The organism is Nostoc sp., assembly GCF_036917555.1.
In the GTDB taxonomy this organism is placed as follows: Bacteria; Cyanobacteriota; Cyanobacteriia; order Cyanobacteriales; family Nostocaceae; genus Nostoc.
In genome coordinates this window covers 201,197-226,182 of record NZ_JBALDD010000063.1, presented here as the reverse complement: position 1 = coordinate 226,182, position 24,986 = coordinate 201,197, and the positions used below count along the sequence as shown (strand labels likewise).

At 42.5% G+C, this 24,986-nt stretch carries 16 protein-coding genes, 5 pseudogenes and 1 riboswitch; of the genes and pseudogenes, 8 read left to right on the top strand and 13 right to left on the bottom strand.

Annotation, left to right across the window (positions count from 1 at the left end; all coding sequences use genetic code 11):
- Positions 1-3 precede the first annotated feature (3 nt).
- The 3 genes from V7K60_RS23440 to V7K60_RS23430 are packed head-to-tail and all read left to right on the top strand — an operon-like array spanning position 4 to position 4,453.
- Positions 4-1,896, top strand: a complete 1,893-nt coding sequence (locus V7K60_RS23440; protein ID WP_334928815.1) for an asparagine synthetase B family protein — start codon at positions 4-6, stop codon at positions 1,894-1,896.
- The gene (locus V7K60_RS23435; RefSeq protein WP_334928813.1) at positions 1,866-3,158 is read left to right on the top strand and encodes a diaminopimelate decarboxylase family protein; all 1,293 of its coding nucleotides are present in this window, start codon (positions 1,866-1,868) and stop codon (positions 3,156-3,158) included. The genes V7K60_RS23440 and V7K60_RS23435 overlap by 31 nt, the downstream gene beginning before the upstream one ends.
- Before the next feature lie 29 nt (positions 3,159-3,187).
- The gene (locus V7K60_RS23430) at positions 3,188-4,453 is read left to right on the top strand and encodes a hypothetical protein (protein ID WP_442944453.1); all 1,266 of its coding nucleotides are present in this window, start codon (positions 3,188-3,190) and stop codon (positions 4,451-4,453) included.
- Positions 4,454-4,551: 98 nt separating this feature from the next.
- Here the strand turns inward: V7K60_RS23430 and V7K60_RS23425 are convergent, their stop codons facing one another.
- Positions 4,552-5,436 carry a DUF4351 domain-containing protein gene (locus V7K60_RS23425; protein WP_334928809.1) on the bottom strand — a complete coding sequence of 295 codons (885 nt, stop codon included), beginning with the start codon at positions 5,434-5,436 and terminating at the stop codon, positions 4,552-4,554.
- Between the two features lie 94 nt (positions 5,437-5,530).
- Entirely contained in the window at positions 5,531-6,106 is a 576-nt protein-coding gene (locus V7K60_RS23420; RefSeq protein WP_334928807.1) for a hypothetical protein, read from the bottom strand.
- 333 nt (positions 6,107-6,439) lie between these two features.
- Between V7K60_RS23420 and V7K60_RS23415 the strand changes: the two genes are divergently transcribed.
- Positions 6,440-8,428 (top strand): S8 family serine peptidase, encoded by a 1,989-nt coding sequence (locus V7K60_RS23415; RefSeq protein ID WP_334928805.1) that lies wholly within the window; start codon positions 6,440-6,442, stop codon positions 8,426-8,428.
- A gap of 23 nt (positions 8,429-8,451) precedes the next feature.
- On the opposite strand, the pseudogene V7K60_RS23410 reads toward V7K60_RS23415, so the two are convergent.
- Positions 8,452-8,568, bottom strand: a pseudogene (locus tag V7K60_RS23410) (IS1 family transposase); the annotation flags it as partial.
- Between the two features lie 67 nt (positions 8,569-8,635).
- On the opposite strand from V7K60_RS23410, the gene V7K60_RS23405 reads away from it, so the two are divergent.
- Both V7K60_RS23405 and V7K60_RS23400 read left to right on the top strand, forming a co-directional pair.
- Complete coding sequence (locus V7K60_RS23405) at positions 8,636-9,436, top strand: SAM-dependent methyltransferase (protein ID WP_334928803.1); 801 nt, start codon at positions 8,636-8,638, stop codon at positions 9,434-9,436.
- 36 nt (positions 9,437-9,472) lie between these two features.
- Positions 9,473-9,743: pseudogene (locus V7K60_RS23400) on the top strand (IS701 family transposase); the annotation flags it as partial.
- Positions 9,744-9,764: 21 nt separating this feature from the next.
- Here V7K60_RS23400 and V7K60_RS23395 read toward each other — a convergent pair.
- Positions 9,765-11,312 carry an FAD-binding domain-containing protein gene (locus tag V7K60_RS23395; RefSeq protein ID WP_334928801.1) on the bottom strand — a complete coding sequence of 516 codons (1,548 nt, stop codon included), beginning with the start codon at positions 11,310-11,312 and terminating at the stop codon, positions 9,765-9,767.
- A 67-nt stretch (positions 11,313-11,379) separates the two neighbouring features.
- Between V7K60_RS23395 and V7K60_RS23390 the strand changes: the two genes are divergently transcribed.
- Complete coding sequence (locus V7K60_RS23390; RefSeq protein WP_334928800.1) at positions 11,380-11,910, top strand: hypothetical protein; 531 nt, start codon at positions 11,380-11,382, stop codon at positions 11,908-11,910.
- Between the two features lie 866 nt (positions 11,911-12,776).
- On the opposite strand, the gene thiC is transcribed toward V7K60_RS23390, so the two are convergent.
- The 3 genes from thiC to V7K60_RS23375 form a co-directional block, all read right to left on the bottom strand.
- Positions 12,777-14,150 carry a phosphomethylpyrimidine synthase gene (thiC, locus tag V7K60_RS23385; RefSeq protein WP_334928798.1) on the bottom strand — a complete coding sequence of 458 codons (1,374 nt, stop codon included), beginning with the start codon at positions 14,148-14,150 and terminating at the stop codon, positions 12,777-12,779.
- 7 nt (positions 14,151-14,157) lie between these two features.
- Positions 14,158-14,254: riboswitch (TPP riboswitch) on the bottom strand.
- Between the two features lie 86 nt (positions 14,255-14,340).
- Positions 14,341-15,333 (bottom strand): 2-hydroxyacid dehydrogenase, encoded by a 993-nt coding sequence (locus V7K60_RS23380; RefSeq protein ID WP_334928796.1) that lies wholly within the window; start codon positions 15,331-15,333, stop codon positions 14,341-14,343.
- A gap of 390 nt (positions 15,334-15,723) precedes the next feature.
- Entirely contained in the window at positions 15,724-16,170 is a 447-nt protein-coding gene (locus tag V7K60_RS23375) for a pentapeptide repeat-containing protein (protein ID WP_334928794.1), read from the bottom strand.
- Between the two features lie 633 nt (positions 16,171-16,803).
- Between V7K60_RS23375 and V7K60_RS23370 the strand changes: the two genes are divergently transcribed.
- Positions 16,804-17,412 (top strand): rRNA large subunit pseudouridine synthase E, encoded by a 609-nt coding sequence (locus V7K60_RS23370; RefSeq protein ID WP_334928792.1) that lies wholly within the window; start codon positions 16,804-16,806, stop codon positions 17,410-17,412.
- Positions 17,413-17,447: 35 nt separating this feature from the next.
- Here V7K60_RS23370 and lnt read toward each other — a convergent pair whose 3' ends face one another.
- The 6 genes and pseudogenes from lnt to V7K60_RS23340 all read right to left on the bottom strand — a co-directional run bounded on the left by lnt (position 17,448) and on the right by V7K60_RS23340 (position 24,876).
- Positions 17,448-19,112: an apolipoprotein N-acyltransferase gene (gene lnt, locus V7K60_RS23365; RefSeq protein ID WP_334928791.1), complete on the bottom strand. Its 1,665-nt coding sequence runs from the start codon at positions 19,110-19,112 to the stop codon at positions 17,448-17,450.
- Positions 19,093-21,696: a DNA topoisomerase (ATP-hydrolyzing) subunit A gene (gene gyrA, locus V7K60_RS23360; RefSeq protein ID WP_334928789.1), complete on the bottom strand. Its 2,604-nt coding sequence runs from the start codon at positions 21,694-21,696 to the stop codon at positions 19,093-19,095. Before gyrA ends, lnt begins: the two co-directional genes overlap by 20 nt.
- Before the next feature lie 141 nt (positions 21,697-21,837).
- Positions 21,838-22,434: pseudogene (locus V7K60_RS23355) on the bottom strand (chloride channel protein); the annotation flags it as partial.
- Positions 22,435-22,775: 341 nt separating this feature from the next.
- A pseudogene (locus tag V7K60_RS23350) lies at positions 22,776-23,054 on the bottom strand (hypothetical protein); the annotation flags it as partial.
- Between the two features lie 117 nt (positions 23,055-23,171).
- Positions 23,172-24,041 (bottom strand): zinc metalloprotease HtpX, encoded by an 870-nt coding sequence (locus tag V7K60_RS23345; RefSeq protein WP_334928787.1) that lies wholly within the window; start codon positions 24,039-24,041, stop codon positions 23,172-23,174.
- Between the two features lie 286 nt (positions 24,042-24,327).
- Positions 24,328-24,876 (bottom strand): annotated as a pseudogene (locus V7K60_RS23340) (Chromate resistance protein ChrB).
- Positions 24,877-24,986: the final 110 nt, after the last annotated feature.

Genomic DNA, 24,986 nt, shown 5'->3' with positions numbered 1-24,986 from the left:
CAGATGAGTATCCCGCATTACTTTCTTGGCTATTGGGGTTACGGCGCTCAACAGGAGTTGGAAACGCTGTTAACTAGTGTTGTGGAAAACCTCTCCCCTAGAAAAGGAAAGGCTTTGAAGTTTTCTGCACAAGAAAATTATCCTGTTCCCATCTGGAATGTTGTTTACATAGGACTCGATGGCAATTCCCCACCGCAACAAAATCAGGACTTACACGCTGAACACCTGAAATCTAGATCCCCCCTAGCCCCCCTTAAAAAGGTGGGAACCTTGAAAGCCCCCTTTTTAAGGGGGTTGGGGGATCTATTCTGTGTAAGTTCTAAAAATCAAATTGCTGCCATCTCCGCATCAGGATTATTTAGTTCACCCGATGCTTGGGTAAGTCTCCAAGAAAACAACTGCCTAATTTTGGGTAGAGAACCTTTCGGTAAAGTGCCTTTATATTGGACTGTGCAAGGACAAGTAGTCTGGTTTGCATCTCAACTGCAATTACTTTTACCGATTTTGCAACAGTCAGAAGTTAGCATTCCTGGGTTATATGGTTATAGCTGTTTTTCTTACGTTCCCACACCCCTAACTCCTATTAATGGAGTGTTTGCAGTGACGGCGGGAACTGAGTTAGTTTGGCAGAGCGATCGTCAATCAGGTATTCTGCAAACGCCTGAATCTAAAAAAATCCACTCATGGCGAGAAGTTCCAAAACAGTTAACACATGAAGCTACAGCAATTACCGAATTGCAAACTCTCCTTAAAGACTCCATTGAGCGACAAATTGCAGATTTAAAGGATGAGCCTGTTGGGGTCTTTCTCTCTGGCGGACTCGATTCTTCAGTGGTGGCGGCGCTGCTGGTACAAGCAGGGGTGAAAGTCCGCGCCTACACTTTAGATTTTGGTGACGCAGGGATTCCAGAATATCCATACTCTGAACAAGTCGCCCAGTTTCTCAAAATTCCGCTTGTTAAAGTTGCAGTAACCCCAAGTTCGATTAAGAATGCGCTAATTCCGACTGTGCAAGCATTGGATTTGCCTTTTGGAGATGGCGTGTGTGTGCCGTTGTATCTCCTATCTGAAAGGGCGAGTCAAGAAACTCAGGTAATTTTTAATGGTGAAGGTGGAGATCAATTATTTGCCGGTTGGACGAACAAACCTTTAATTGCCGCAGGTGTTTATCAGGCAGAAAATCTCGCTGGACAGGAAACTTTTGTCCAGCAATATCTCCGCACCTTTCACCGTCTTGGAGGATACGAATCTCAAGTTTATCAGCCGGAAGTATATGCACAGATCCAAAATTTGCATCTTGAAGATTGGCTGTTAACAGCTCTTAATCAAGATGAGTGTCCATCTTTGCTGCATCGCCTTCGCCGTGCTAATTTGATGCTCAAAGGAGCGCAGAATATCCATCCCCGTGCGACTGCATTGGCCTTTGCTCATAAATTATGGGTGCGATCGCCTTTTTGTGACTTACCTTTAGCTGAGTGGACATTCCGCCTATCTGGAGAACTTTGTTTGCAGGGAGCTTGTGAAAAATATATCCTCAAACGGGCTGTAGAAAATTGGCTTCCACCCGAAATTGTCTGGCGACAAAAACGTGGTATGGGGGTTCCTTTAACTTCTTGGTGTTTAAATGATTTTTGGCATCAACTCGGCATTTGGCTCAATCCAGAAATACTTCGCACTCACAATCACTTTTATCCTCACATTGCGGCCCAAATCGTTGAAGGCAAACTGGGAGCAGCTATTCAAGGCCGTCGAATTGGTGAAACACTCTGGTTACTAATTATGTGGCAACTTTGGCGATCGCACGTTTTAAATGAAAAACAAAGTAAACAATCTTGGGATCATCCCTTTTGGTTACATCGTTGGCTATGGAGAAATTACAAGCGATGGCAAGGTTAGATAAAAAAGAGTTAGAAGTTAATAGTGAGGAGTTACGAGTTAAGAGTGAAAAATTAATTCCCTCATCCCCCTCATCTCCCCCATTCTCCAGGGAACTTGCTCAGGAGTTACTGAATAACTACGGTTCTCCGCTTTATGTTTATAATGGCGATCGCTTGCGCGAAACTATTGAGCGGATTACCAAAGCAGTCAGTTATCCCCGCACGCAATTTCGGTTTGCCAGTGTTACTAATGGCAACATTGCGCTGCTAAAAATTTTTCGCTCCTTTGGGTGGGGACTTCACGCCAATACGCCAGGAGATATTTATTTAGGATTGCAAGCTGGTTTTGATCCGAGTGAGATTGTTTATAGTGGCAGTAATTTGAATTGCGCTGAGATGCTACAAGTCCTGAATTGGGGAGTTACAACTCTCAATCTCGATAGCCTCGCTCAGTTGCAATTGTGCTGCGAAGTTTTGCCCAAATACAAAGAAAAATCGATTCGGCTGGGTTTACGCCTCAATTTGCCGGAAATTACTGGAGATAGTCGTATTGGTGTACGTCCAGAAGAATTTGGTGATGCGATCGCTTTAACTGGTGAGGTGGGATTAAAGCTGAGTGGTTTACACTTCTATCGAGGTACTGGAACTAATGCTACAGCAGCTTTTACCCAGGTGATTGATACGGTAATCGCTATTGCACAAAAGTTACCTGATTGGGAATATTTAGATTTTGGTGGTGGTTTTGGCTATCCTTATCACCACAACAAAACAGCTTTTGACTGGGAAATATTTGGGGCTGAGTTAACCGAGAGAATTACTCGTTTAGGACGGGAAATTGATTTGGTGATTGAACCAGGACGAAGTGCGATCGCTGGATGTGCAACTTTACTTGCTCAAGTTGTTTCGGTGAAATGGCAAGGAGAAAAACAGATTGTTGGAGTTGATACCACTGTTGCTAATCTTTCAGTACCTTCAGTACACGGCGGCTACCGAGAAATTATCACTTGGAAACAAGCAGACAATCCATTCACAACTGATATTTGTGGTAACACCACATATTCACGAGATTATCTGGGGAAAAATTGTCAACTTCCGGCGTTAGAAATTGGTGATATCGTTGCCATTTTAGATGTTGGTGCTTATGGTTATGCAATGTCGTCTCACTTTTTACACCGTCCCAAACCTGCGGAAGTCTTGCTAGAAGAAAATGATACACATCGCTTAATTCGTCGGCGGGAAGAATACAGTGTTTTACTAACAAATCAGGTGTTAAATAACTAACAATTAATAAATAACATTGGGCAACTATTATGAAGTGTATTAACTGCGGAACTGATAATAAACTAAAAGACCGGACAGCTAATCAAGGTCGGTGTATAAAATGCAATCATCTCTTTGCCTTTGAACCGACCAGTATGAGTAATGTTCAGATTACTGATCCTTTTTTTGCAAAGGCGATCGCTGACATTTCTGTAAATGATACCTTGTTTTTTACACCCAAACAACTGCTTTATTTTCTAGATAATCGTCTAAGAAAAAGCTCAAAGTCAATTTCGCAATTGGGCTGGTTTTTTTTCTATGTATTTTTTAATTTCTTTACATTTGCTGTTATTATTGGGCCACTGATAGTAAATTTTGTGTTTATTTGGATATTCTTTAATCGGAGTAGCTCAAGCAAGCTCAATAATACAAGTCGCAAAGCAAGCGCTAAGAATTTACAAATTATAGGAGGAATTGTTCTTGTTGTAGGAATTTTAATAAGTCTTGCATCCAAATCATTTAGCCTCTTTGTCACTATTGTGATTATGGGAATGCTGTCTATATATTTAGGAACTCGACAACTAGGACGAATTGGATTCTTAACACAAGACTTTTTAATTTCTGAATCTCAGATTAAAGATTGGCTAAATCGCTGGCAGCAAATCAATGGTTCAATTATCAAAATTCTTCCTTCGCCAAAGCAGGAAAATAAACCAGCCACGATTAATCCTGACGTAACAGCTTACAGTTTTGATAGATTAGTCGTTTGTGATAGTGCTAGTATTGCTCAACTATTAATTGCTAATAATTTTCACTTTGAAAATAACTGTGCAATTCTCAGCATTACCGGATATCCCCAAAGCATTTTTGACACCACAATGCAAATGCTGCGGCGTAATCCTGATTTGAAAGTCTATGCAATACATGATTGCAATCCACGAGGAATTGGTTTAGTTGATAATTTGAGAACCAATGCTAATTGGTTTCTCAATAGCGAAATTGTGATTATTGATATTGGACTAACGCCACGTCAAATTATCGCTACTAAGCGCGGAATGTTCATTCAATCCTCTCCAGAGTCGGCGCAAGCAGCTAAACAATTACCTGAAGAAATACGTCAAAATTTATCTGCTGAAGAATTAGCATGGTTAGAATCTGGAAAGTTTGTGGAATTAGAATCTTTTACTCCCCAAAGAATAATTAAAGTTTTGCAAAAGGGTATTGCTGGCAGTCAAAATTTAGAAAGTGATGACAGTAGCTTGCTTTTAGTAGGTGATACAGGAAATGATATGTACGTTATTCAAAGTTTTGGTTAGTATTCTCATTTCATCTGTAGAGGCAATTCATGACTTGCTCATACATGAATAAAGTCCAGTTTCACATAAGATTTGTTTAATTGATTTACAGATTAGATTTATTCAATTTGTTGGTTTAACCAAGCTTCTAAATCAGAAATTGCTGAAAAGTCTAACAAAGCCTCTCCTAACGACTCCAATTGTTCAATAGATAATCCTTGAACTCGTTCAATAGTAGATGAATCAATCTCACCAAAACGGCGATTTAGTTGACGTATAATTAGACGTTGTTCGCCTTGTTGTACAGCTTGCTCTCGGTCTTGTTGATAAAGTGGTTTTAATCGCATAATTAACTCCCGATCGTCTTCTTCTGAATTTTGATTAACTTGCAAGTTCTGCCGCAAGTTATAAAGTAATTCTAGCGTTGCTCTGCGAAATGGATGATTTGATGATAGTGCTTCTAATTCATCTATTGCTTGTTTTTGTACTGTTCCTCGACCGAGAATTCTTAACCACAGAGTTTCTTGGGTACGCGGTAACTGGTGAATTGCAACGATCGCAGTCTGCAAATACTCTGCGATAAAATGTACTCCAGGTAGCCAATCTACCTTTTGAGTAGCACCGAATCCTGACAGCAGTGCTGTAGACGCTGTTGGAGTGAGTATCCATAATTTGGGAAGTTCTAATTCTGGAATGGAAGTTTTATTGCGATTTGCTTGACGTTGTAATCCACCCCTTACTTCTAATAATTTTAACAGACAATCACAAATTTCTTCTTTTGATGCAGCGTTGCGGAATGGTTCAAAAATGGCTGCTGTAGAGGCAAATCTTCCTAATAATCCCAGTGTTTCTAAATTCGTGCTTTGTTTTGTTAAAGGAGAAAATAAAACATCGATTTCTCGAACTTCTCCCGCCACACGGCTAGAACCTTGCACTTCTCCATAAGGTTTTAGTAATTCTTCCAAATAATCTTTTGCAAATTGGTCATGGATAAATCTAGTCATTCAATTAAAAAAGATTTAGGCAATAGTGAAGCATGGTACTTATATTACCGTCAACTTAGAAGTAAGAATATCTCTAATATGTATAATTTGTAATTTATCTGAAACCTCTTTCCATAAGCATTTGAGGTTCGACATTCTCAACATTAGCGATCGCTTCTAACTGAGAAATTCCAGCGATCGCATCAACAATATTACCTGATTGGGCACGCAACCAAGCGGTATGAGGCGCATAAGAAAGCCTTTCTGCAACTTCATAACCTGCTCGATTAATTACCTCATATTGCGACTCCACATCAACGCCTTCAGCAAAGCGGATAAAAACCAGTCCAGTTGGTACTGCTACAGAACCATTCGATTCTAGTGTATAAATCGGACTCAATATACCCCGTTCTGATTGATTGGGTTCGCCTAAAAAAACTGCGATTGCACCGTCGTTAAGTCGTAAAATTGCTCCTGTTGCCACAGTGCTGGGTTGATTGTAATGTACTGCATAGTACCCAGGTTTACGAATGTAGGATACAGTTGTGCGTAGGCGTAGCCCGCCATAGGCATCTCTACCAACGCGAATTTGTTCAGGATACTCAGAAAAGTAGTCTTTTTGAAATTTCACTTCACCAATCAGGGGTAGAGAGTACACCTGTAAAAAATACTCAACCGGAAAATAAAACATCTTTCTCAAGTTCTAATGATGTTATAGCGTTTTTCAGTGGCATGGAATACATTCTTTTCATCGTGATTCACAGTTATACGCTCCTACTGATAGTGAAGATTCTTAAAACAACCTGATTTTGAATCCCCTCTTTCCTGGAAAGACTAATCGAAGGTTTGTATGAACTTAGATAGATTAAATTCTGTATCGTAATACACATATAACACATGAAATCAGAAGCATCCATAAAGTAAACGTCAGCCTACGATGGGTGCAGCAAGCTTTAAAAGTAAGGCATAATACGGTTTCCCAATTCCCAATTCCCAATTTTCAAAACATTTAGGAGATTAAACAATGGTTCAGGTTCGCTATGGTGGACAGAACGGCCAACAGTATGAATTTGCTATCAGTAACGAACACGTTGTAGTGCGTACCGAAAGCCGTAGCACTATTGTTGGTGCAAGATCCTTTGAAGTCGCACCTGTATCACCCATAGCTCGTAGTATCCTCAATCAATTTGAATTAACAACACGGTTTCGGCAAGCGGGTGTAGAAATTTTGCAAGCGAAAGTTCCGAATCAGGGTGTTGCTTTGCGCGATCGCGCCCGTGAAATTCTCAACAATGAGTCCGAAGTCCAATTTGCCGGACGCGTCTTAATCGATCCAGTATCCCAACAACCTGTAGTTTATACTGAAAACCTTTTTATTAAATTTGATAGCGAAGAAGAGTCAAGGGTCTGCCAAGAAGTTTTAAGACGTTACAACTTAACAATTAAACGCCAACTTGAATACGCACGAAATGCTTATTTTGTCAGTACGCCTGCAAATACTGGCATAGCGGTCTTTGAAATCGCCGAGAGACTTCTAAATGAGGAATCAGTTGAACTGTGCCATCCTGAATTAGCGCGTGAGTCACGCCAACGTCAGGTTTTCCCGCAGCAGTGGCACTTAAAGCAAACAACAATTAATGGTAAAATAATTAATGCCCATGCCAACGTTGAAGCCGCTTGGAAGTTGAGCAATGGCACTGGGACAATTATTGCAATTATCGACGACGGTGTGGATCTCGATCATGAAGAGTTCCGTTCCTCTGACAAGATTGTTGCCCCGCGTGATGTCACACGTAAAACGAACAATCCCAGACCGGGAAATGATAATAACCACGGTACATCCTGTGCAGGAGTAGCTTGTGGAAACGGCAACTTTGGGGCATCTGGTGCGGCACCGGGTGCAAAGCTCATGCCGATTCGTCTAGCTTCGGCGCTGGGGTCACAAGATGAAGCAGATGCTTTTATTTGGGCGGCTCAAAATGGTGCTGATGTTATTTCTTGTAGCTGGGGCCCAGCAGATGGTACTTGGTTTGAACCAGACGATCCTGCACATAACCAAAAAGTACCTCTACCTGATTCCACGCGACTTGCTATAGACTTTGCAATCAATAAAGGTCGTAATGGCAAGGGGTGTGTAATTTTATTCGCAGCTGGCAATGGTAACGAAAGCGTCGATAACGACGGCTACGCCAGTTACCAAAAGGTGATTGCGGTGGCAGCTTGTAATGACTACGGCACGAGAAGCGCTTACAGTGATTTTGGTCAGGCAGTTTGGTGTGCCTTCCCCAGCAACAATGGTGACAGTTCTCAAACTACTGGAATTTGGACAACCGATCGCTCTGGTGTACTTGGTTATAATTCGGGTAATCGAAATCTGGGTGAGGCTTTAGGCAACTATACAAACGAATTTGGCGGAACTTCTAGTTCCTGCCCAGGTGCAGCAGGTGTAGCCGCCTTGATTCTTGCCAGAAACCCAAATCTGCGTTGGGATGAAGTGCGAGACATTATAAAACGCTCCTGCGATCGCATCGATCCAGCTGGAGGTAAATATGATGCCAATGGGCGCAGCCCCTTTTACGGTTACGGTCGAATCAATGCTCTGAAAGCTGTAGAATTGGCCATGCCTGCTCAAACATCGCCCATTAGTGTTTTCCAGGCAGTGCAAGATATCCCAATTAACGATTTGCAAACATCAACATTATCGGTGGCGATCGCTAATACCAGCCTGATGAAATCCATCAAAGTTAATGTAGACATCGAGCATACGTATATTGGGGATCTTATAGTTACTCTCCTTCCCCCGGTGCAAATAGGCATACTTCCCATAGTTTTGCACGATCGCCAAGGCGGAGCTACAGATAATATTAAAACAACTTATGACGAGGTAAATACCCTTAAACTTGCTGCTTTTAAGGGTAAAAGTCCCCAAGGAACCTGGACTCTTCAAGTTGCAGATAAAGCTGAGGCAGATACAGGAAAGATTCGCAGTTTGACCATTGAAATTGGATTTTAGGTGTTGCATAAATGCGGCATGAATCAGTTAAACACAAGTATTTCTCTATACTTTAGATAATGAAATAACAAGCGAATTGAGTATTTAAGCATATCTACTGACTTGGAATAGCATAATATTTTTCGATGTAGAGGTGCTAAGTTGTATGAGAAGATGTGATTTTAGACTACTTTTTCCATAAAATTACATTTTAGTAACAAAAGAATAATGCTTGAGATTAAGGATTCTGTCGGTTTAACCTCCCGTATTATGGCGGCAGTACGGGCTATAGAAACACAAAGACCAGATAGGTTATTTTCAGACCCATTGGCGGCTTTATTAGCTGGCGATGAAATGATTGCAAAAGTTATTCCAACAGCCAAAGAATACGAAAATAGAGGCACACCCTTTGTTGCTACACGAACACGATTTTTTGATGATTTTTTGATGTCTGCTGCCCATCAAAGAAGTCAAGTTGTCATTTTAGGAGCCGGGATGGACACCAGGGCTTTCCGACTTAATTGGCATCCTGACACTCATTTATACGAAGTAGACCAACCTGAAGTCTTGCAACTTAAAGAATCTCTTTTAGAAAATTCTCAAGCTTTATGCCATCGATACTCGCTGTCAATTGACCTTAAAGAAGCTTGGTCTGAACTGCTCATTGCTCAAGGATATCAAATTGATATCCCTTCCATTTGGTTAGTGGAGGGAGTATTTTACTACTTGAGTGAGAATGAGGTACATGATTTACTTAAGACAATTACTAACTTAAGTGCGCCCACCAGTTGCTTAGGGGCTGATTTAATAAATACAAAATTGATATTACAGAGCGACGAAGGATTATCTAAATATTGGCGTTATGGATGCGAGGAGCCAGAAACCTTATTTGCTAATTATGGATGGAAGGCATCAGTTGTTCACCCAGGAGACGAACAAGCCCATTTTGGTCGTTATACTTATAAATCTCCACCCCGAGAGGTTCCAGATGTTGCTCGCGTCTTTTTTGTCACAGCATTGAAAGAATAGCTCCAATTCTTTTATTTAGCTGCATTCATATTCCTGGGATGGTTAGGACTAAAAGAATATCAAGTTCGAGAGAAAAGGAGTCTACTGAGGCACTTTATTTTGGTATTCTGTGCCTATACTTTTATTCTTTGGCATCAGATGACAGGAGGCTTGAGACGCAGGTGGGCCGAGCATTCCTTTGAACACCTTTACTGAAGCAATAGATGCATTTAGAACGGCTATGTCTTATCGATTCTTCGATTGGTTGACACTCAACCGTGACGTGTTTACCGCGAATATCGCCAGTTTAGGCTTTATTTGGGCTTAATTTTTGTCTAAGTCCTGTTAACTACTCTAGTTCTGCCTCTAATTCCTTGAATTCTTTGTACTGTCTATCTTTGTGCTGCCAGTATTTATTGACTGTTTCTTTAGCTGCAACTGCACTTTCATATTCTGTTCCACCCTGGAGAGTTAACCTTTCTCTTACTTTTTTCCGCAGGTCAGAGATGATTTTACCGTTAACTTTGCGGGTTTTAGCCCAATCTAAAATAGGTTGTGGATAAGAACTAGTGCCAATATATTTACCTTGAATAATTTCTGGTAGACTGTACCCTTTTAGTTCGCTTATCCAATAGTAAATAAATTTGAGGTCTGGGTCTTTTTCCTGAATATTCTTATTTGGGTTATATATGCGAAAAGTATCACTTAAGGGATTAGTAACACCTGATTGCATCTGCCACTGCCAATTATCAATTGCTAAATCTCCATCTACTAAATAGTTCATATAATGTCTAGCGCCGTGATGCCAGGAAATACCGCAATTGATAGTTAAAAATGTGGCACACATTGCCCTCATGCGAAAGTTCATCCAACCCATAGTTTTTAGTTGTCGCATACTGGCATCTACGAGAGGAAAGCCTGTTAACCCTTCAAGCCATGCCTGAAATAGTTCTTGTTTTTCTGGTGGTAACTCTAGGGGTGTATACCATTCATCAAATTCCGGGTAGCGGTTTTGATAAGCTATTTCTGGATAAAAATAAAGACGTTGTGTAAAACTATCATGCCAGCGTAAGCGGTCACGAAATGCTTTTAAGGAAAATTCTGCCTTGGGTTGAGTTTTTAATTCTTCTGCTCTAGCTTTAGTACTTTGGTAAACAGTGCGAGTTGAAATAGTCCCAAAAGTTAGGTGTGGTGATAGATGAGATGTTGCCCCAAGCTGTGAGAGCATTGGGCGTGAAAGTTTCCAATGATAGCCATTAAATCTACTTTTAAGAAATGAATTTAATGTACTTTGTGCCTGTGTTTCTCCACCAATAAAATATACCTGTTCTGTTTTCCAAAAAGCTGAATACTTTTGTTTTAATTCTGTAAATGTCAGATGGGGAATATTTAGAGACAGTGACGGAGTATTAATACTAGTAGGTTTTGGGTAAATAGGTTGTCTTTGGTATGTGTAATACTCGCTATACCAATGCTCACGTTTATCTTCCAATTGTAAAAAATTATTTAATCCCATGTGATAATTAAGATTTAGCTGTTGATAAAAATGAACAATAGCCTGGTCTCGACTAACACCATACTCTACTTGTACATCACGATTAAAGTAAAGTTTTGGTCTATGTCCCTGCTGTGTTAATTGTTGAGTTAATTCTTGTATAATTTCTACAGCATTACCTTCAAATAATATTAGTTTGCTGCCTAATTTTTGCAAATTGCTATCTAGATTCTCTAAAGACTCAAACAAAAACCGCACCCGTGCTTTACCTACATCAACCCATTGATAAAACCAAGGGTCGATGATAAAGAATGCTAAAACTGTGGCATTATTAGCAGACGCTAAAGCAACAATTTCATTGTCAGTCAAACGTAAATCTCGACGAAACCACAGAAGGTGCATAAATTAATTTTCTATATCAATCAATAATACAATTGTACTAAATAATTTTAATGGTAGAACTAAAACTATGACCTACGTCTACAGCATGGATGACGCGGTGCAGGTAGCTAAACAAGCTGCTGCTGACATTGAGGCGTGGTTGTGGTCAAGGCCAGAAACTATTAATGTTGTTAATGTTGAGGATGACCTCGACTACCAAAGTAGAGATATTGACCTCATCTGGACAACGCACAGTGGCGAAATCTTAATTGAGATTAAGGGCGATAGGTGGAATAAAACTCGTAACTTGTTCTTCGAGACACACAGCAACCTAGAGAAGGGAACCCCCGGCTGCTTTCTCTATACCGAGGCAGACTGGCTGTTTTATTACTTTGTCAATACGCGGCTTTTGTATCGGTTGCCGATGCCAAAAACGCGGGAGTGGTTTCACATCACCATGCGGCGGTTTCGGGAGCGCTCGACTACAACACCAGTGGGGAATAGCTATTACACCACTGTGGGGCGACTCGTGCCGATTACTACAGTGATGATGGAAGTGGCTGGGGTGAAGATGGAGCAGCTTCCGCCTTCACGTTTCCGTGTTACGCGCAGCCTGTAGGAGCTTCCGCTTTCACGTTTCCGTGTTACGCGCAGTCTGTAGGAGCTTCCGCTTTCACGTTTCCGTGTTACGCGCAGTCTGTAGGAGCTTCCGCTTTCACGTTTCCGTGTTACGCGCAGTCTGTAGCAGCTTCCGCTTTCACGTTTCCGTGTTACGCGCAGCCTGTAGGAGCTTCCGCTTTCACGTTTCTGTGTTACGCGCAGCCTGTAGGAGCTTCCGCTTTCACGTTATCAGAAACAGACTTGTGTTACAGCATCTTCCCTTAAATAGAACAGGCTTTTGAGGTACAGCACTGCTGTGCCTTAACAATAAATATGGTTTCAATTGGCAAAAAATGTTGTAAGGGATTTAAATTTTAGGCTTTTTCAGAAAAATCAACAATTTCACGTATGACAACTTTTTCAACAATTGTCCACTATAGAGTTATCAGGAATTCAGAAATCAAATATTAGTCTTATAATAGCCATGAGTATCAGATGGCTGGAGGTATTTGTAAAAGCGATCGCAAGCGTGCTGTGCGTCAAAGCCTGGTTTTACCGAAGTAAGTAGGCGCAATTAAACGCGATCGCCTAAATTACCAACCAGAATTACTGATTTAGCTTTGATTGGGGAGCGATACCTTCTCTACGAGACGCTACACGTAGCTTGCTTCCCCAAAGGGGTATGGTAGGCTTTGCCAACGCAATTGGATTACTCTTGTACAAAGTAAAAGTGCGATCGCAAAACCTAACCTTATATTTTGAGAGAAGCAAAACCATTTTGTCTCATTCCCAGTCTCCGACTGGGAACAAGGTTTTAAAAGAGTTTTAACTTCTAGTTGATACCAATTACAGCAGTTTTTCAACTTTTGCAAGAGGTCTAATTTGTTAGCTTTGAGTCACAGTCTCTTTCGCCAAGAACTTCTCTAATTCTGTCAGCGCATCAGCATCAACCTTAGTTTGCATTGGACAGAACTTAGGGCCACACATCGAACAAAACTCAGCAGTTTTATAAATATCTGCTGGCAGAGTTTCATCGTGATATTCCTTAGCTCTTTCTGGGTCGAGTGATAATTCAAATTGACGGTTCCAATCAAAGTTGTAACGCGCCTTGGAAAGTTCATCATCTCTATCCCTTGCACCAGGGCGATGTCTAGCAATATCAGCCGCATGAGCTGCTATTTTATAGGCAATCAACCCATTCCTAACATCTTCGGCATTTGGTAGACCCAAATGTTCTTTAGGTGTTACATAGCACAGCATTGCAGTACCGTACCATCCAGCCATCGCAGCTCCAATGGCTGAAGTGATGTGGTCATAACCGGGAGCAATGTCTGTTACCAATGGGCCCAAAACATAGAAAGGTGCTTCCGAACACTCTTCCATTTGCTTACGGACGTTGAACTCAATTTGATCCATTGGCACGTGTCCAGGTCCTTCCACCATCACCTGTACATCATCTTTCCAGGCTTTGCGAGTTAGCTGTCCCAGGGTTTTCAATTCAGCTAATTGTGCTTCATCTGAGGCATCATGGGTGCAGCCGGGACGCAGGGAATCTCCTAAACTGAAGGAGACATCGTACTTTTTGAAAATCTCAATAATATCTTGGAAATGGGTATAAAGCGGGTTTTGTTTGTGGTGATGTAGCATCCACCGCGCCAAAATCCCGCCGCCACGAGAGACAATACCAGTGAGCCGGTTTCTCACCAAAGGCAAATGCTCAAGCAAAATCCCTGCGTGGATAGTTTGATAGTCTACTCCTTGCTGGGCGTGCTTTTCGATGATATGGAGAAAATCATCAGCAGTCAGATTCTCGATTGTGCCGTGGACGCTTTCTAAAGCTTGGTAAACTGGCACAGTACCAATGGGAACAGGTGAAGCATTGATGATTGCGGTGCGAATTTCATCCAAGTTACCGCCACCTGTGGACAAATCCATCACGGTATCAGCGCCGTATTTCACAGACAGATTCAGCTTATCAACTTCTTCTTGAAGATTAGAAGAGTTGGGGGAAGCGCCGATATTAGCATTTACCTTACATTTAGAGGCGATGCCAATAGCCATCGGCTCTAGGTTAGTGTGATTAATATTAGCGGGGATAATCATTCGTCCCCGCGCTACTTCCTCACGAATGAGATCGTCCGGGAGATTTTCTCGTTGGGCGACGTAGTGCATTTCTTCGGTGATAACACCTTGGCGGGCGTAGTGCATTTGAGATACATTACCCTGCCCACGTCGTTTAGCAACCCATTCAGTCCGCATATTGTAATTCCTCAATAAACAGCTTCCCTCCGCTGGTATTACCCAGACTCAGGTGTTAAGGGTTTGATCTCAGCCTGGTTATGTAGGCACCCCTAGCATGGATGTAGTGTAGCACCTTGGTTATGTCTGGGAGCAAAGGTGTTAACAATTTATGAGGTAACACAATTTGGGATTTGAGATTGCTAAAGATTTAGGCGCGAATTTCATTTGCACAAAAATGACCCTGTTCAACATCGGTAATATTAGCAAAAGTTGTTTCTGCAATATTGTAGAGAGCTTCTGCTGTAAAAAAGGCTTGATGTCCGGTAATGAGTACATTGGGGAACGTTGTCAGACGCTGGAAAATATCATCTTGAATAATTTCCCCAGACAAATCCTCAAAGAACAATTCTGATTCTTGTTCGTAGACATCTACACCAAGATAGCCAATTTTACCAGACTTCAATCCCTCAATCACTGCTTGGGTATCAATCAGCGCTCCTCGGCTAGTATTAATTAGCATCACACCTGGCTTAATCTGTTTTATAGCTTCAGTGTTAATTAAGTGATGCGTTTCGGGAGTCAGGGGGCAATGCAGGGAGATAATATCGGAGTTGGCAAATAGCTCAGGTAGTTCTACATACTTTCCACCTAGCGCTTCCAATTCGGGATTGCGATAAACGTCATAGGCGAGTAAGTGACAGCCAAACCCCTTCATAATCTGTCCTAAAATCAGACCGATTTTGCCGGTACCGACAATTCCCACTGTGCGCTCGTGCAAATTAAATCCCAGCAGTCCATCTAAAGAAAAATTGCTTTCTCGGACACGGTTATAGGCACGATGAATTTTGCGATTTAAGCTCAAAATCAATCCTACGGCGTGTTCTGCTACCCCATAAGGTGAATAGGCGGGAACACGCACAACAGTAATTCCTAAATCTGCTGCGGCTTGTAAGTCTACATTGTTAAACCCTGCACAGCGAAGGACAACCAGACGAGTTCCCCCTGAGGCGAGAATCTCTAAAGTTGGGGCATCAACCTGGTCATGGACAAATACACAAACCGCCGGAAATTCAGCAGCAAGGATAGCCGTATCCCGATTTAAACGGGGTTCAAAAAACACTAATTCGTGTTGGATGGGAGAATTTGCAGCTGACAAAAACAGCCGATCGTAGGCTTTTGTACTGAAAACTGCTACTTTCATGCAAAACCTCAGACTTTATCTATGCTGCACGGTGTTCGAGTAGATAATATCTTGAGGTTTAGAAAAGCGATGTCTACAACGAGCGTAGCTGTGGCATTTTTGAACATTTTTTAATCGCTACTCTGGCAATGCCAGTTAAATGCATTTCTAAATTAGGAGCTATTAACGACTAGGTTATGATGGGGCGATCGCCTTTTTGAAACCCGCTCCATGAACATTGGTAAGAGGTTAGAGTGATTGCACTTTTGTCAAGAGGGTGCAGGAAAAGAAGACAAATCCAGCTTTGAGACTGGCTTTCGCAGCGCTTTGACGACTCCTAAGGGACTTCCAAGAAATAAATTAATCAGCAAAAATCATATAGCAGAGCCAGAATTCATGAATTCAGAAGTATCACTCGGGCAACATAGTGATAATTTCCCCATCTGGCATGATCACATCCCGCGTGTCATAGGAATTCAAGGAAACACCTTCAATGTTAGCGTTCCTCAGATTAACTCCTGTCAAACCAGATTCACTCAAATAGGCATTCCTGAGATTGGCTCCTTCAAGATTGGTATAGTACAACTCGGAGGCGTAAAAATTGACCCCTTCCAAGTTAGCATTCCTACAATTGACCCAATTCAAATTGGATTCAATGATGGAACCATTACTCAAATCAGCTCCTTCAAAAATAGCACCTCGCATCATGACACCTGATATGAATATATTTCTGAGATTGGCTCCACTGAAATTAGCCCCCTCAAGTTGGCAATTTTCCAAAACCATACCACTCAAATCAACTCCACTAAAATCTCGTTCCCCAGTAGCATATCTTCTCAACAACTCTTCAGCATCCATACTTTAACTCCAGAATCGAATAGCACTAATAAAAGCTTTAAGCTTTGCTCCATAATTATTACAGGCATTTATGCTATTAAGCAGTCAAGGAGTAGGTGCGTAGTTTACCGCCGCAGGCATCGCTATTTTTTGTAGGTGCTGTGAAATGGAGGCAGTAACGGTGCGGGTTGCCCAAAATTTTTTTAGACAGGAAAAGCTTACTCGTTCATTCCATACTTACTTGAGGACGAGCAAGCAAATATAACTACTATCACTGTCACACTACGAGTACAAATTCTCAAGGATAAATTTAGTCAAAGTTCATTGGTGAGAGGTTAAAATAAAGCGCATTTTGTCAACCAGTTAAAATACTCGAAATAGTCTAAATTAAAATGATAATCGTACAAGGGGTAGGGGAAGGGTTTTGGAAAACTTTTCGGTCTACTGACATTAGTTAACGTAAGTTTGGGTTAAGATTAGACGGCTAGGCGGCAAGAAGCAAATTGCGATCAATAGCGATCGCAGGCTTCTGAGATTGGTGGCACTAAGCAATCAAACCGCAGACAATATTGACTAGGCAGGGGACTGGGGACTGGGGAAGCATGAGGGAGACAAAGGAAATAACCATGCCCAATGCCCAATGACAAATGACCAATGACAAATCATTACCGATATATTATTTTTTACAAACCTTATGGTGTCCTCAGTCAGTTTACAAAAGATGCCCCGACACATAGCACTCTAAAAGATTATATTGATGTGTCTGATGTGTATCCTGTGGGACGCTTAGACTGGGATAGTGAAGGATTGCTGCTGTTAACGAACGATGGACAATTGCAACATCGCCTCGCCCATCCGCGTTTTGGTCATAAACGTACTTACTGGGTACAGGTAGAGCGAATTCCAGATGCAGAAGCTATCAAAAGGTTGCAAACAGGTGTGGAAATTCAAGATTACCGCACTCAACCAGCAGAAGTTAAGCTTCTACCAGAAGAACCACAGTTACCCGAACGCACACCACCGATTAGATTTCGCAAAAATGTCCCGACAGCTTGGCTGGAAATGACTTTGACAGAGGGAAAAAACCGCCAAGTACGGCGCATGACTGCGGCTGTCGGGTTTCCGACTTTGCGACTGATCAGGGTCAGTATAGCTCACCTACAATTAGATGACCTACAATTGGGTCAATGGCGCGACCTTAACGCCTCTGAACTCCATAATTTTAGTAAATCGAAAAGTTTTCCCCCAAAAGCCGCCCCATAACAGGAATTCGCTCATAATTCCAAAAACTCAATACGCTAGGGATTTCCAAAGTTACTGAATTTCTTTATACCGCAAATTACCAGCCAAGCTCCTCCAGAAGATATCAACAACAACGGTGTTAACCAATCACCCCAACGCACATATAAAGTCTGTGTTTGTCGTCGATAAATTGTTTCAGCATGAGTTTCGTAGGTATTGTATCCAGACATCCATAAGGTTCTGCCATGAGGATCTACAAAGGCTGAATATCCGGTATTAGTTGCCCGTGCTGACCAGCGATCGGTTTCAATTGCCCGCATGATATCCTGTGCATGATGCTGGAATGGCATGGATGCAGTGTAATGAGCATCGTTAGAAGAACTGAGAATAAATTGCCCACCCGCCGCCGCTTGACGGCGAAATTGTTCAGGAAAAGCAGATTCATAACATATACTAGCGATCGCCCGACCAAAAGGAGTGTCAAATAGCTGATTTGCTGAACCAGCAACTTGGTGTGCATCCAAAGGCGATAAGCGCTGAACTAGCCCACCTAAAATGCCTTCAAAGGGAATATATTCTCCCAAAGGTACTAGTTTGGCTTTGTCGTAGCGGCTGACAATCTCACCTTTACCATTGAAAGTAAACAAACTAATTGTATAACTATCTCCCCGTTCGCCAAAAGCCCCAATCCAAGCAACTACGCCTTTTTCCTTCACAGCTGCGACTAAGGCAGTTTCTAGCAAGTTACGCTGGAAAATAGGTAAGGCTCCTTCTGGGGTGAGGACTGCATCTACACCTTGATTTGCTAAAGTTATATACCCACTGGTGTAATTTTCTTGAGCGCGACGAAACCCTTCGGAACTTCGTAAAAGTCGGTTCGGGATATTACCCTGAACAATCCCCACTTTTAAGGCTGCTTCCGGGGGTTGAGCAATGGGACGGCTGTATAAGATAAAACCAATAAGGTGTAAGGTAATTAATAGTCCTGTGGCGGTAACTAAGTATTTATTAACGAACCACACAGGCGCGGAGGATACAGAGGAAATCTTGGTGTCTTCTCTACGAGACGCTATGCGTTCGCGTAGCGTTCCGTTGGCGCAGTCTCTCGTAGAGAAGGAAAGGCGGTTTATATATGCTTCAGCAATTAACCCATTAATAGCAACGATCACTGCTGTCACAGTATTAGGCCCAGACAGTTGACCCAGATGTACAATTACGAGATTATGCGGGCTTTGTGTGTAAGCAAGGGAACTCCACCACAAAGGACTAGCACTCCACAGACTCTCTAAACCGCACCAGACGGCTGTACCAATCAGTATACGTAGCCACGGTTTTTGTCCGGTTAGGCGAACCATTACAGCCGCCCAAATAGTAAGGAATACCCCACCCAAGACACTGATAAATCCCCAACAAAAAAGGGTAATTGCCAAACTCGGCAACCACGGAACGCCCAACCAAGTCATGGGATGGATTCCGGTAATCCAGAATAGGGCAACACAGTGAAAACCAATACCCCAGAGGAAAGCAGGGGGGAATTGGTTTTTACCTTTAGTTGAAGTGACAACTAGCACCCATAAGGGGACTAGAGCAATCCAAGCCAAGAACCATGCACCTACAGGGGCTACAGTTAGCCCCATTAAAATGCCACTAGTTAAGGCAATTAAATAAGGGAGTAAGGCGTTTAACCTCTCCCCCTGCTTTTTATTCTGCTTCTTCTGCATCGCCAGCATCAGGTGGAACTATTGCCACTCCAGTAATGGCGTCGTCTTCATCTAAACGCTGCACTCTGACTCCAGTTGCCGATCGCGATTGGATAGAAATCGCATTCACTGCTTGACGAATGATAATACCGCGATTTGTCACCATCATGATTTCATCATCATCATTGTTGACAATGCGTAGGGTTGCCAACTTGTCTTTGGTTTTACGGTTTTTGAACTTAGTTGCCATTAAACCCTGACCAGCACGATTTTGCAGCCGGAATTGGGCAACTGGTACGCGCTTACCATATCCTCCCATTGTAATTACCAACACCCAAGGGCCAACAATGCCACTGCTAGGCACTTCTGCGGACTCTTCATTAATTTCGGTAATTTCGATATCTTCTGTTTCGATTGTTTCGATATCTTCAGTTTCTGCTTCTGTAACATCCAAAGTTTCAAGAATTGCTGCGGGGAGAATATCCATACCCACGAGTTCATCTTTATTTTTGAGTTTCATGGCTTTTACCCCACGAGTTGCCCTACTTAAAGGACGCAGTTGTTCGTGGTTGCACCGGAAGTTAATCGCCATCCCGTTACGAGAACCAATGATTACACTGTCCTCTACTTTAGCGCGTCGCACCCAGCGCAGTTGGTCGCCTTCTTCTAAGGAAATGGCAATCAAGCCATTGGCGCGAATGTGACTAAAGGCTGCCAATTCGGTTTTCTTGATATTCCCGCCCTTAGTAAGCATGACTAGATATTCTTCGTTGCTAAACTCGTCAACCGGTACAATTGAGGTGATTTTTTCCTCTTTGGGAATCGGTAGCATTTGGACGATTGGTGTCCCGCGACTGGTACGCGAACTCGCTGGAATTTGATAAGCTCTCAGGCAATAAACAACACCGCGCTCACTAAAGAATAAAATACTGTCGTGATCGCAGCAAGTCAAAAAATGCTCGATGGTATCATCATCTTTCACCTTGGCTGCAGCTTTGCCTCTGGTAGCACGGCTTTGGGCTTCAAAGGTGTTGACTGGCATCCGTTTGATGTAGCCTTGCTCTGTAACCAAAATAATCGCTTTTTCATTGGCAATTAGGTCACGGTCATCTAATTCCCCTTCCCCTGGTAAAATCACTGTGCGGCGGGGTGTGGCGAAGTTAGTTTTGAGTTGCGTAACTTCGGTTTCAATGATTTCCAGCACTCTCTCCCGACGGGCCAAAATATCCTGCAAGTCGGTAATTTTCGCTTGTAATTCTTCGTGTTCTAGACGAATTTTGTCTGCTTCTAAAGCAGTCAAGCGCCGCAATTGCATTTGCAAAATCGCATCTGCTTGCACTTCTGAGAGTCCGTAAGTTGTGATTAATTCGCCTTTGGCTGTGGGTGCATCGGGAGCATGACGAATTAAGACAATAATTGGATCTAAATGAGACAGGGCAATTAATAATCCTTGGAGGAGATGGTCGCGTTCCTCAGCTTTCCGCAGTTCGTAGCGGGTGCGTCTGGCAATGGATTCGATGCGGAAATCCAAGAAGACGGTTAAGAACTGCTTGAGGGTGAGTACTTGGGGTTCGCTATTCACCAGCGCCAGCATATTCGCGCCGAAGTTGGCTTGCAGTGGCGTTTGCTTGTAGAGGTTGTTCAGAACGACGCGGGGATAAGCATCACGCTTGAGTTCGATCACAATTCGCATCCCGTCGCGATCGCTTTCATCCCGAATATCTGCAATCCCTTCTAGACGCTTCTCGTTCACCATTTCGGCGATTTTTTCAATCAGCGCCGCTTTGTTGGTTTGATAGGGCAATTCGGTGATGATAATTGCTTCTCTATCTGGGCGTCCCCGTTGTTCAACGGTTTCAATGTTAGCTACACCACGCATGGTAATGGAACCACGCCCGGTGGTGTAAGCTTCTCGAATAGCAGATGTCCCCAAAATCTGTGCCCCAGTTGGAAAGTCTGGGCCGTGGACATACTGCATTAATTCCAGGTCAGTGATTTCTGGATTGTGGATTACTGCCACCAAAGCATCAATCAATTCGCCCAAGTTGTGGGGCGGAATGTTGGTGGCCATGCCCACGGCAATTCCAGAGGAACCATTGAGCAATAACTGGGGAATCCGTGCTGGTAAAACTGTGGGTTCTTGCTGAGAACCGTCGAAGTTATCGGCAAAGTCTACGGTTTCTAATTCGATGTCGTGGAGTAGACCAGCACTAGTTAAAGCTTGCAACCGACATTCGGTGTACCGCATGGCGGCTGGCGGATCGTTGTCTACCGAGCCAAAGTTACCATGCCCGTTAACTAGGGGCGATCGCATGGAAAAATCCTGCGCCATCCGCACCAAGGCATCATATACTGCCGTGTCACCGTGGGGGTGATATTTACCCAATACTTCACCCACTACACGGGCGCATTTCTTAAAAGGGCGATCGTGGAGCAGACCTAGCTCGTGCATTGCGTAGAGAATGCGACGATGCACAGGTTTTAGACCATCCCTGGCATCTGGCAGCGCCCGACCCACTATCACGCTCATGGCGTATTCCAGATAAGACTGCGACATTTCGTTTCGCAAGTCTGTCGGGATAATCCTCTCCTGTGAGGTTGTCATAACCTAAAAATCTCCAAAAATCGTAGATTTTAGCTTTTTTACTCAACAAAGCGCAAAATTATTCTAAATTGCTCTTGAATAATTGCTATAATTTGATACAATTCTATCATATTATTGCTTTTTTATGCCTGTGCAGCTAACTTAGGCGCTTGTTTGATCCGTAGCTTCTCTGTGGGATTTGAGTTGAGATCCGCTCAGAGGAACTTTAGGGGCAAGAAAAAATCCAATTAAACTGGCAAAAAGGATTGGCGTAAAAGGACTCAAGTTAGTCAATTTTGACAGTAGCAAAGTCGTACTTATAGGTGTGCGCGTTACGGCTGCGTTGACAGCTGCCATTGTACAAATCATGGCAAGGGCAGGATCGAGTCCCAGAATTAAGACCGCTACTGCTTTACCAATGCAAGCACCAGTGAAAAATAGGGGAATGATCAATCCACCGCGCCACCCACCTGTTACCGTAATGCTAATGGCAGCCATTTTCCCAAGAGCTAGAGTTAAGAGAAAAACAGCACCAAAGTTAGCAGTCAGGACTGAATCTAACTCTTCATGTCCAAAATAACGCGTCAGGGGTAATAAAACTGCTAAACTGCCAAGTCCAACTCCTGCTAGTGTTGTGCGTACATAAATGGGGAAAGGAATCAGGGCAAAGACGCGATCGCCGCTGCGAAAAATGCCCATAAAAATCCATCCCGCCACCGCCCCGATAATTCCAAACATGATCGCGATCGCAAAATCATCATTCCTTAATTTAGTGAATCATTTTTAGTCTACAAAGAGCGATATTTTTGACGGGCTATAAAAAAGGGCGTACATCTATCTGTACGCCCCTAAAATATTTATCTGCGCGCACCCTTTCCTGTCCTTGGAACCGTAATATTTCTCTCACCGGAAGGATAATTTTTCTACTCATGTGCTATGAGCCGTATTTCCACGTTAGGCAATCGCAGCCCTTATTGGGAGACTAGAAGCATAACATTTCCGAAAGTCCAAATTGGAAGTATAAGCTTTCTGCAGGATATTGCAGCGTTATAAGCAAGGTAACGTTACACAGAAACACAGGAAAGCTGTCTCCGTAATTAGACCCAAGAGTTTTCTAAGCGATCACGTTCCATCAGTTTCCTTCCTTCAATTAATCCCCGTGCTTGACGCACAACTTTTAAATAGGTTTCACGGGTGAGAGTACCTGCTGAATCAGCCTCAGCTTGAGCGCGTCTTTTTAGCGCCTCAATTAACGCTTTGGTTTCGCGTTTCACCTCATCAGTTTCACCAGCCATTTCGGTTTCCACTAATTTATCGGTTTCAGAACTTATTTTTACAATTACTATGGATTCAGTAGATTCGATATTGTTAGAAGTCATACTTAAAACATCCTTAATTGCAAAGTTTGCTCTCCAATAAGAATTGCACCCTATCTTAATAATCATTAGTCATTTATTTCTTTTACAAAGGACAAATGACTAATGACTAATGACAAATTAATAAGTTTTTGCTGGCAGTTGTTGCTCTAATTTTAGTAATGCAGTAACTCGCATTTCTGTCGCTGGGTGACTGGAGAATAAGTTACCTAGAAACTGTCCAGAGATGGAATTGATAATTAATAACGGCTCATAAGCTGGATTAGCATTTAAAGGCATCTGCTTTGCTGAAGCTTCTAAGCGTTGCAATGCCCTAGCTAAGGCGCGGGGATTACCAGTTAATCTAGCAGAACCTGCATCAGCGGAAAATTCTCGTGTGCGCGAAATTGCTAGCTGAATGATTGTCGCAGCCACTGGCGCAAGCATGACTGTTAATAAAACTCCTATTGGATTTCCACTTCTGTTATCATCTCGTGAACCACTGCCAAACCATAGGCTGTAACTAACCATTTGGGCTAGGAATGAGATCGCACCAGCCACAGTAGCAGCAACAGCTTGGGTGAGAGTGTCACGATTAATAATATGGGTTAGCTCGTGGGCGATAACACCTGCGAGTTCATCGTCTGGCAATATATTTAAAATACCCTCGGTGACAGCCACAGCAGCGTGTTCTGGATCGCGCCCTGTTGCGAAGGCGTTAGCACCTTGGCTTGGAACGATATAAACTTTAGGCATGGGAATGTTAGCGCGATCGCTCAATCTCTGCACCATCCCGTAAAGTCCTGGTGCTTCGCTTTCACTCACAGGTTGTGCCTGGTATACTGCTAGGGCAATTTTATCTGATTGATACCAAGAAAACAGGTTGGTTGCTGCTGCCAAGCCAATCCCGATAATCAAGCCACTATAACCACCAATTACCCAGTAACTAATTGCAATCAAAAGACCACTTAGTGCAGCTAGCAAAGCAGCCGTTTTCAATTGATTTGTCATGTTTTTGCTCTCCTGCTAATGCTGTGTAAATTTTTGAGAAAACAGCATTACTTCAGCTATATTTTGATTTTATCCAGCTAAACTTAGATATATGGTATAGAAAACCTATCAGATAAGTACGGTTTTCCTACTTAAGTTTTAGTAATACTAATTTAGGAATAGAATTAATACGTATAGATACTAAAAACGCATCTATCTATAGGAATAAATTATTTATCTAGTCAGAAATTACGAGTGTGATGCTTAGATTGGGTTATGCCTACACCATTAGTTAAGATCCATTGACTTATGAAGGTTCTAAGTATATTCCTTGTGCTTGATATACTTGTTCGGTAAATAGCTGAAAATCTAATTCGCACGCCTTCAAAGCTTCAGTGGCTTGTGAATATTTTGGGGCATCAAACAAATCGCGATCGCGAATTTTTGGCAACCAAAAACGCAGTTTCGTTAGTTCTACCTCATTCTCTTGCAGTTCTGCAAAAGAGAGATTACTTATTCTCCGTTCCTCGCTTAATTCGCTATTGAAATCTCAACATTGCCCCAAAAACTCTTGATATTCTTGGTCTACCTGCTGTTAAAAGCGCTCTAGGAACATAGCATTTTGCTCAGGTTCATCAATGCAAATGGTGAATAAATCTGCTTCACCACCTGCTGTAATGTCTGCTTTCAATTCTTTCAAATGGCTCTGCAAGTCTTCTCGCTGTGGTAGCAAGCACACCGACTGCTGTAGATAAAGTGCGCCCAATCCCTTAAGTTTACGCCAAACATACACCCGTTGCGTTGAAGGCTGTGCAGGTACTTTGTACACCAATAGATTCCAAGATTTTCTATCCATAGACGCATTGTAACAAGTGTTGCCTTCAATCTAATATTGCTATCCGAGTTTATAAAACATCTGTTGAATTAAGAAAATTATGATGAATCTGAACTATAAAGTTGGGAGCA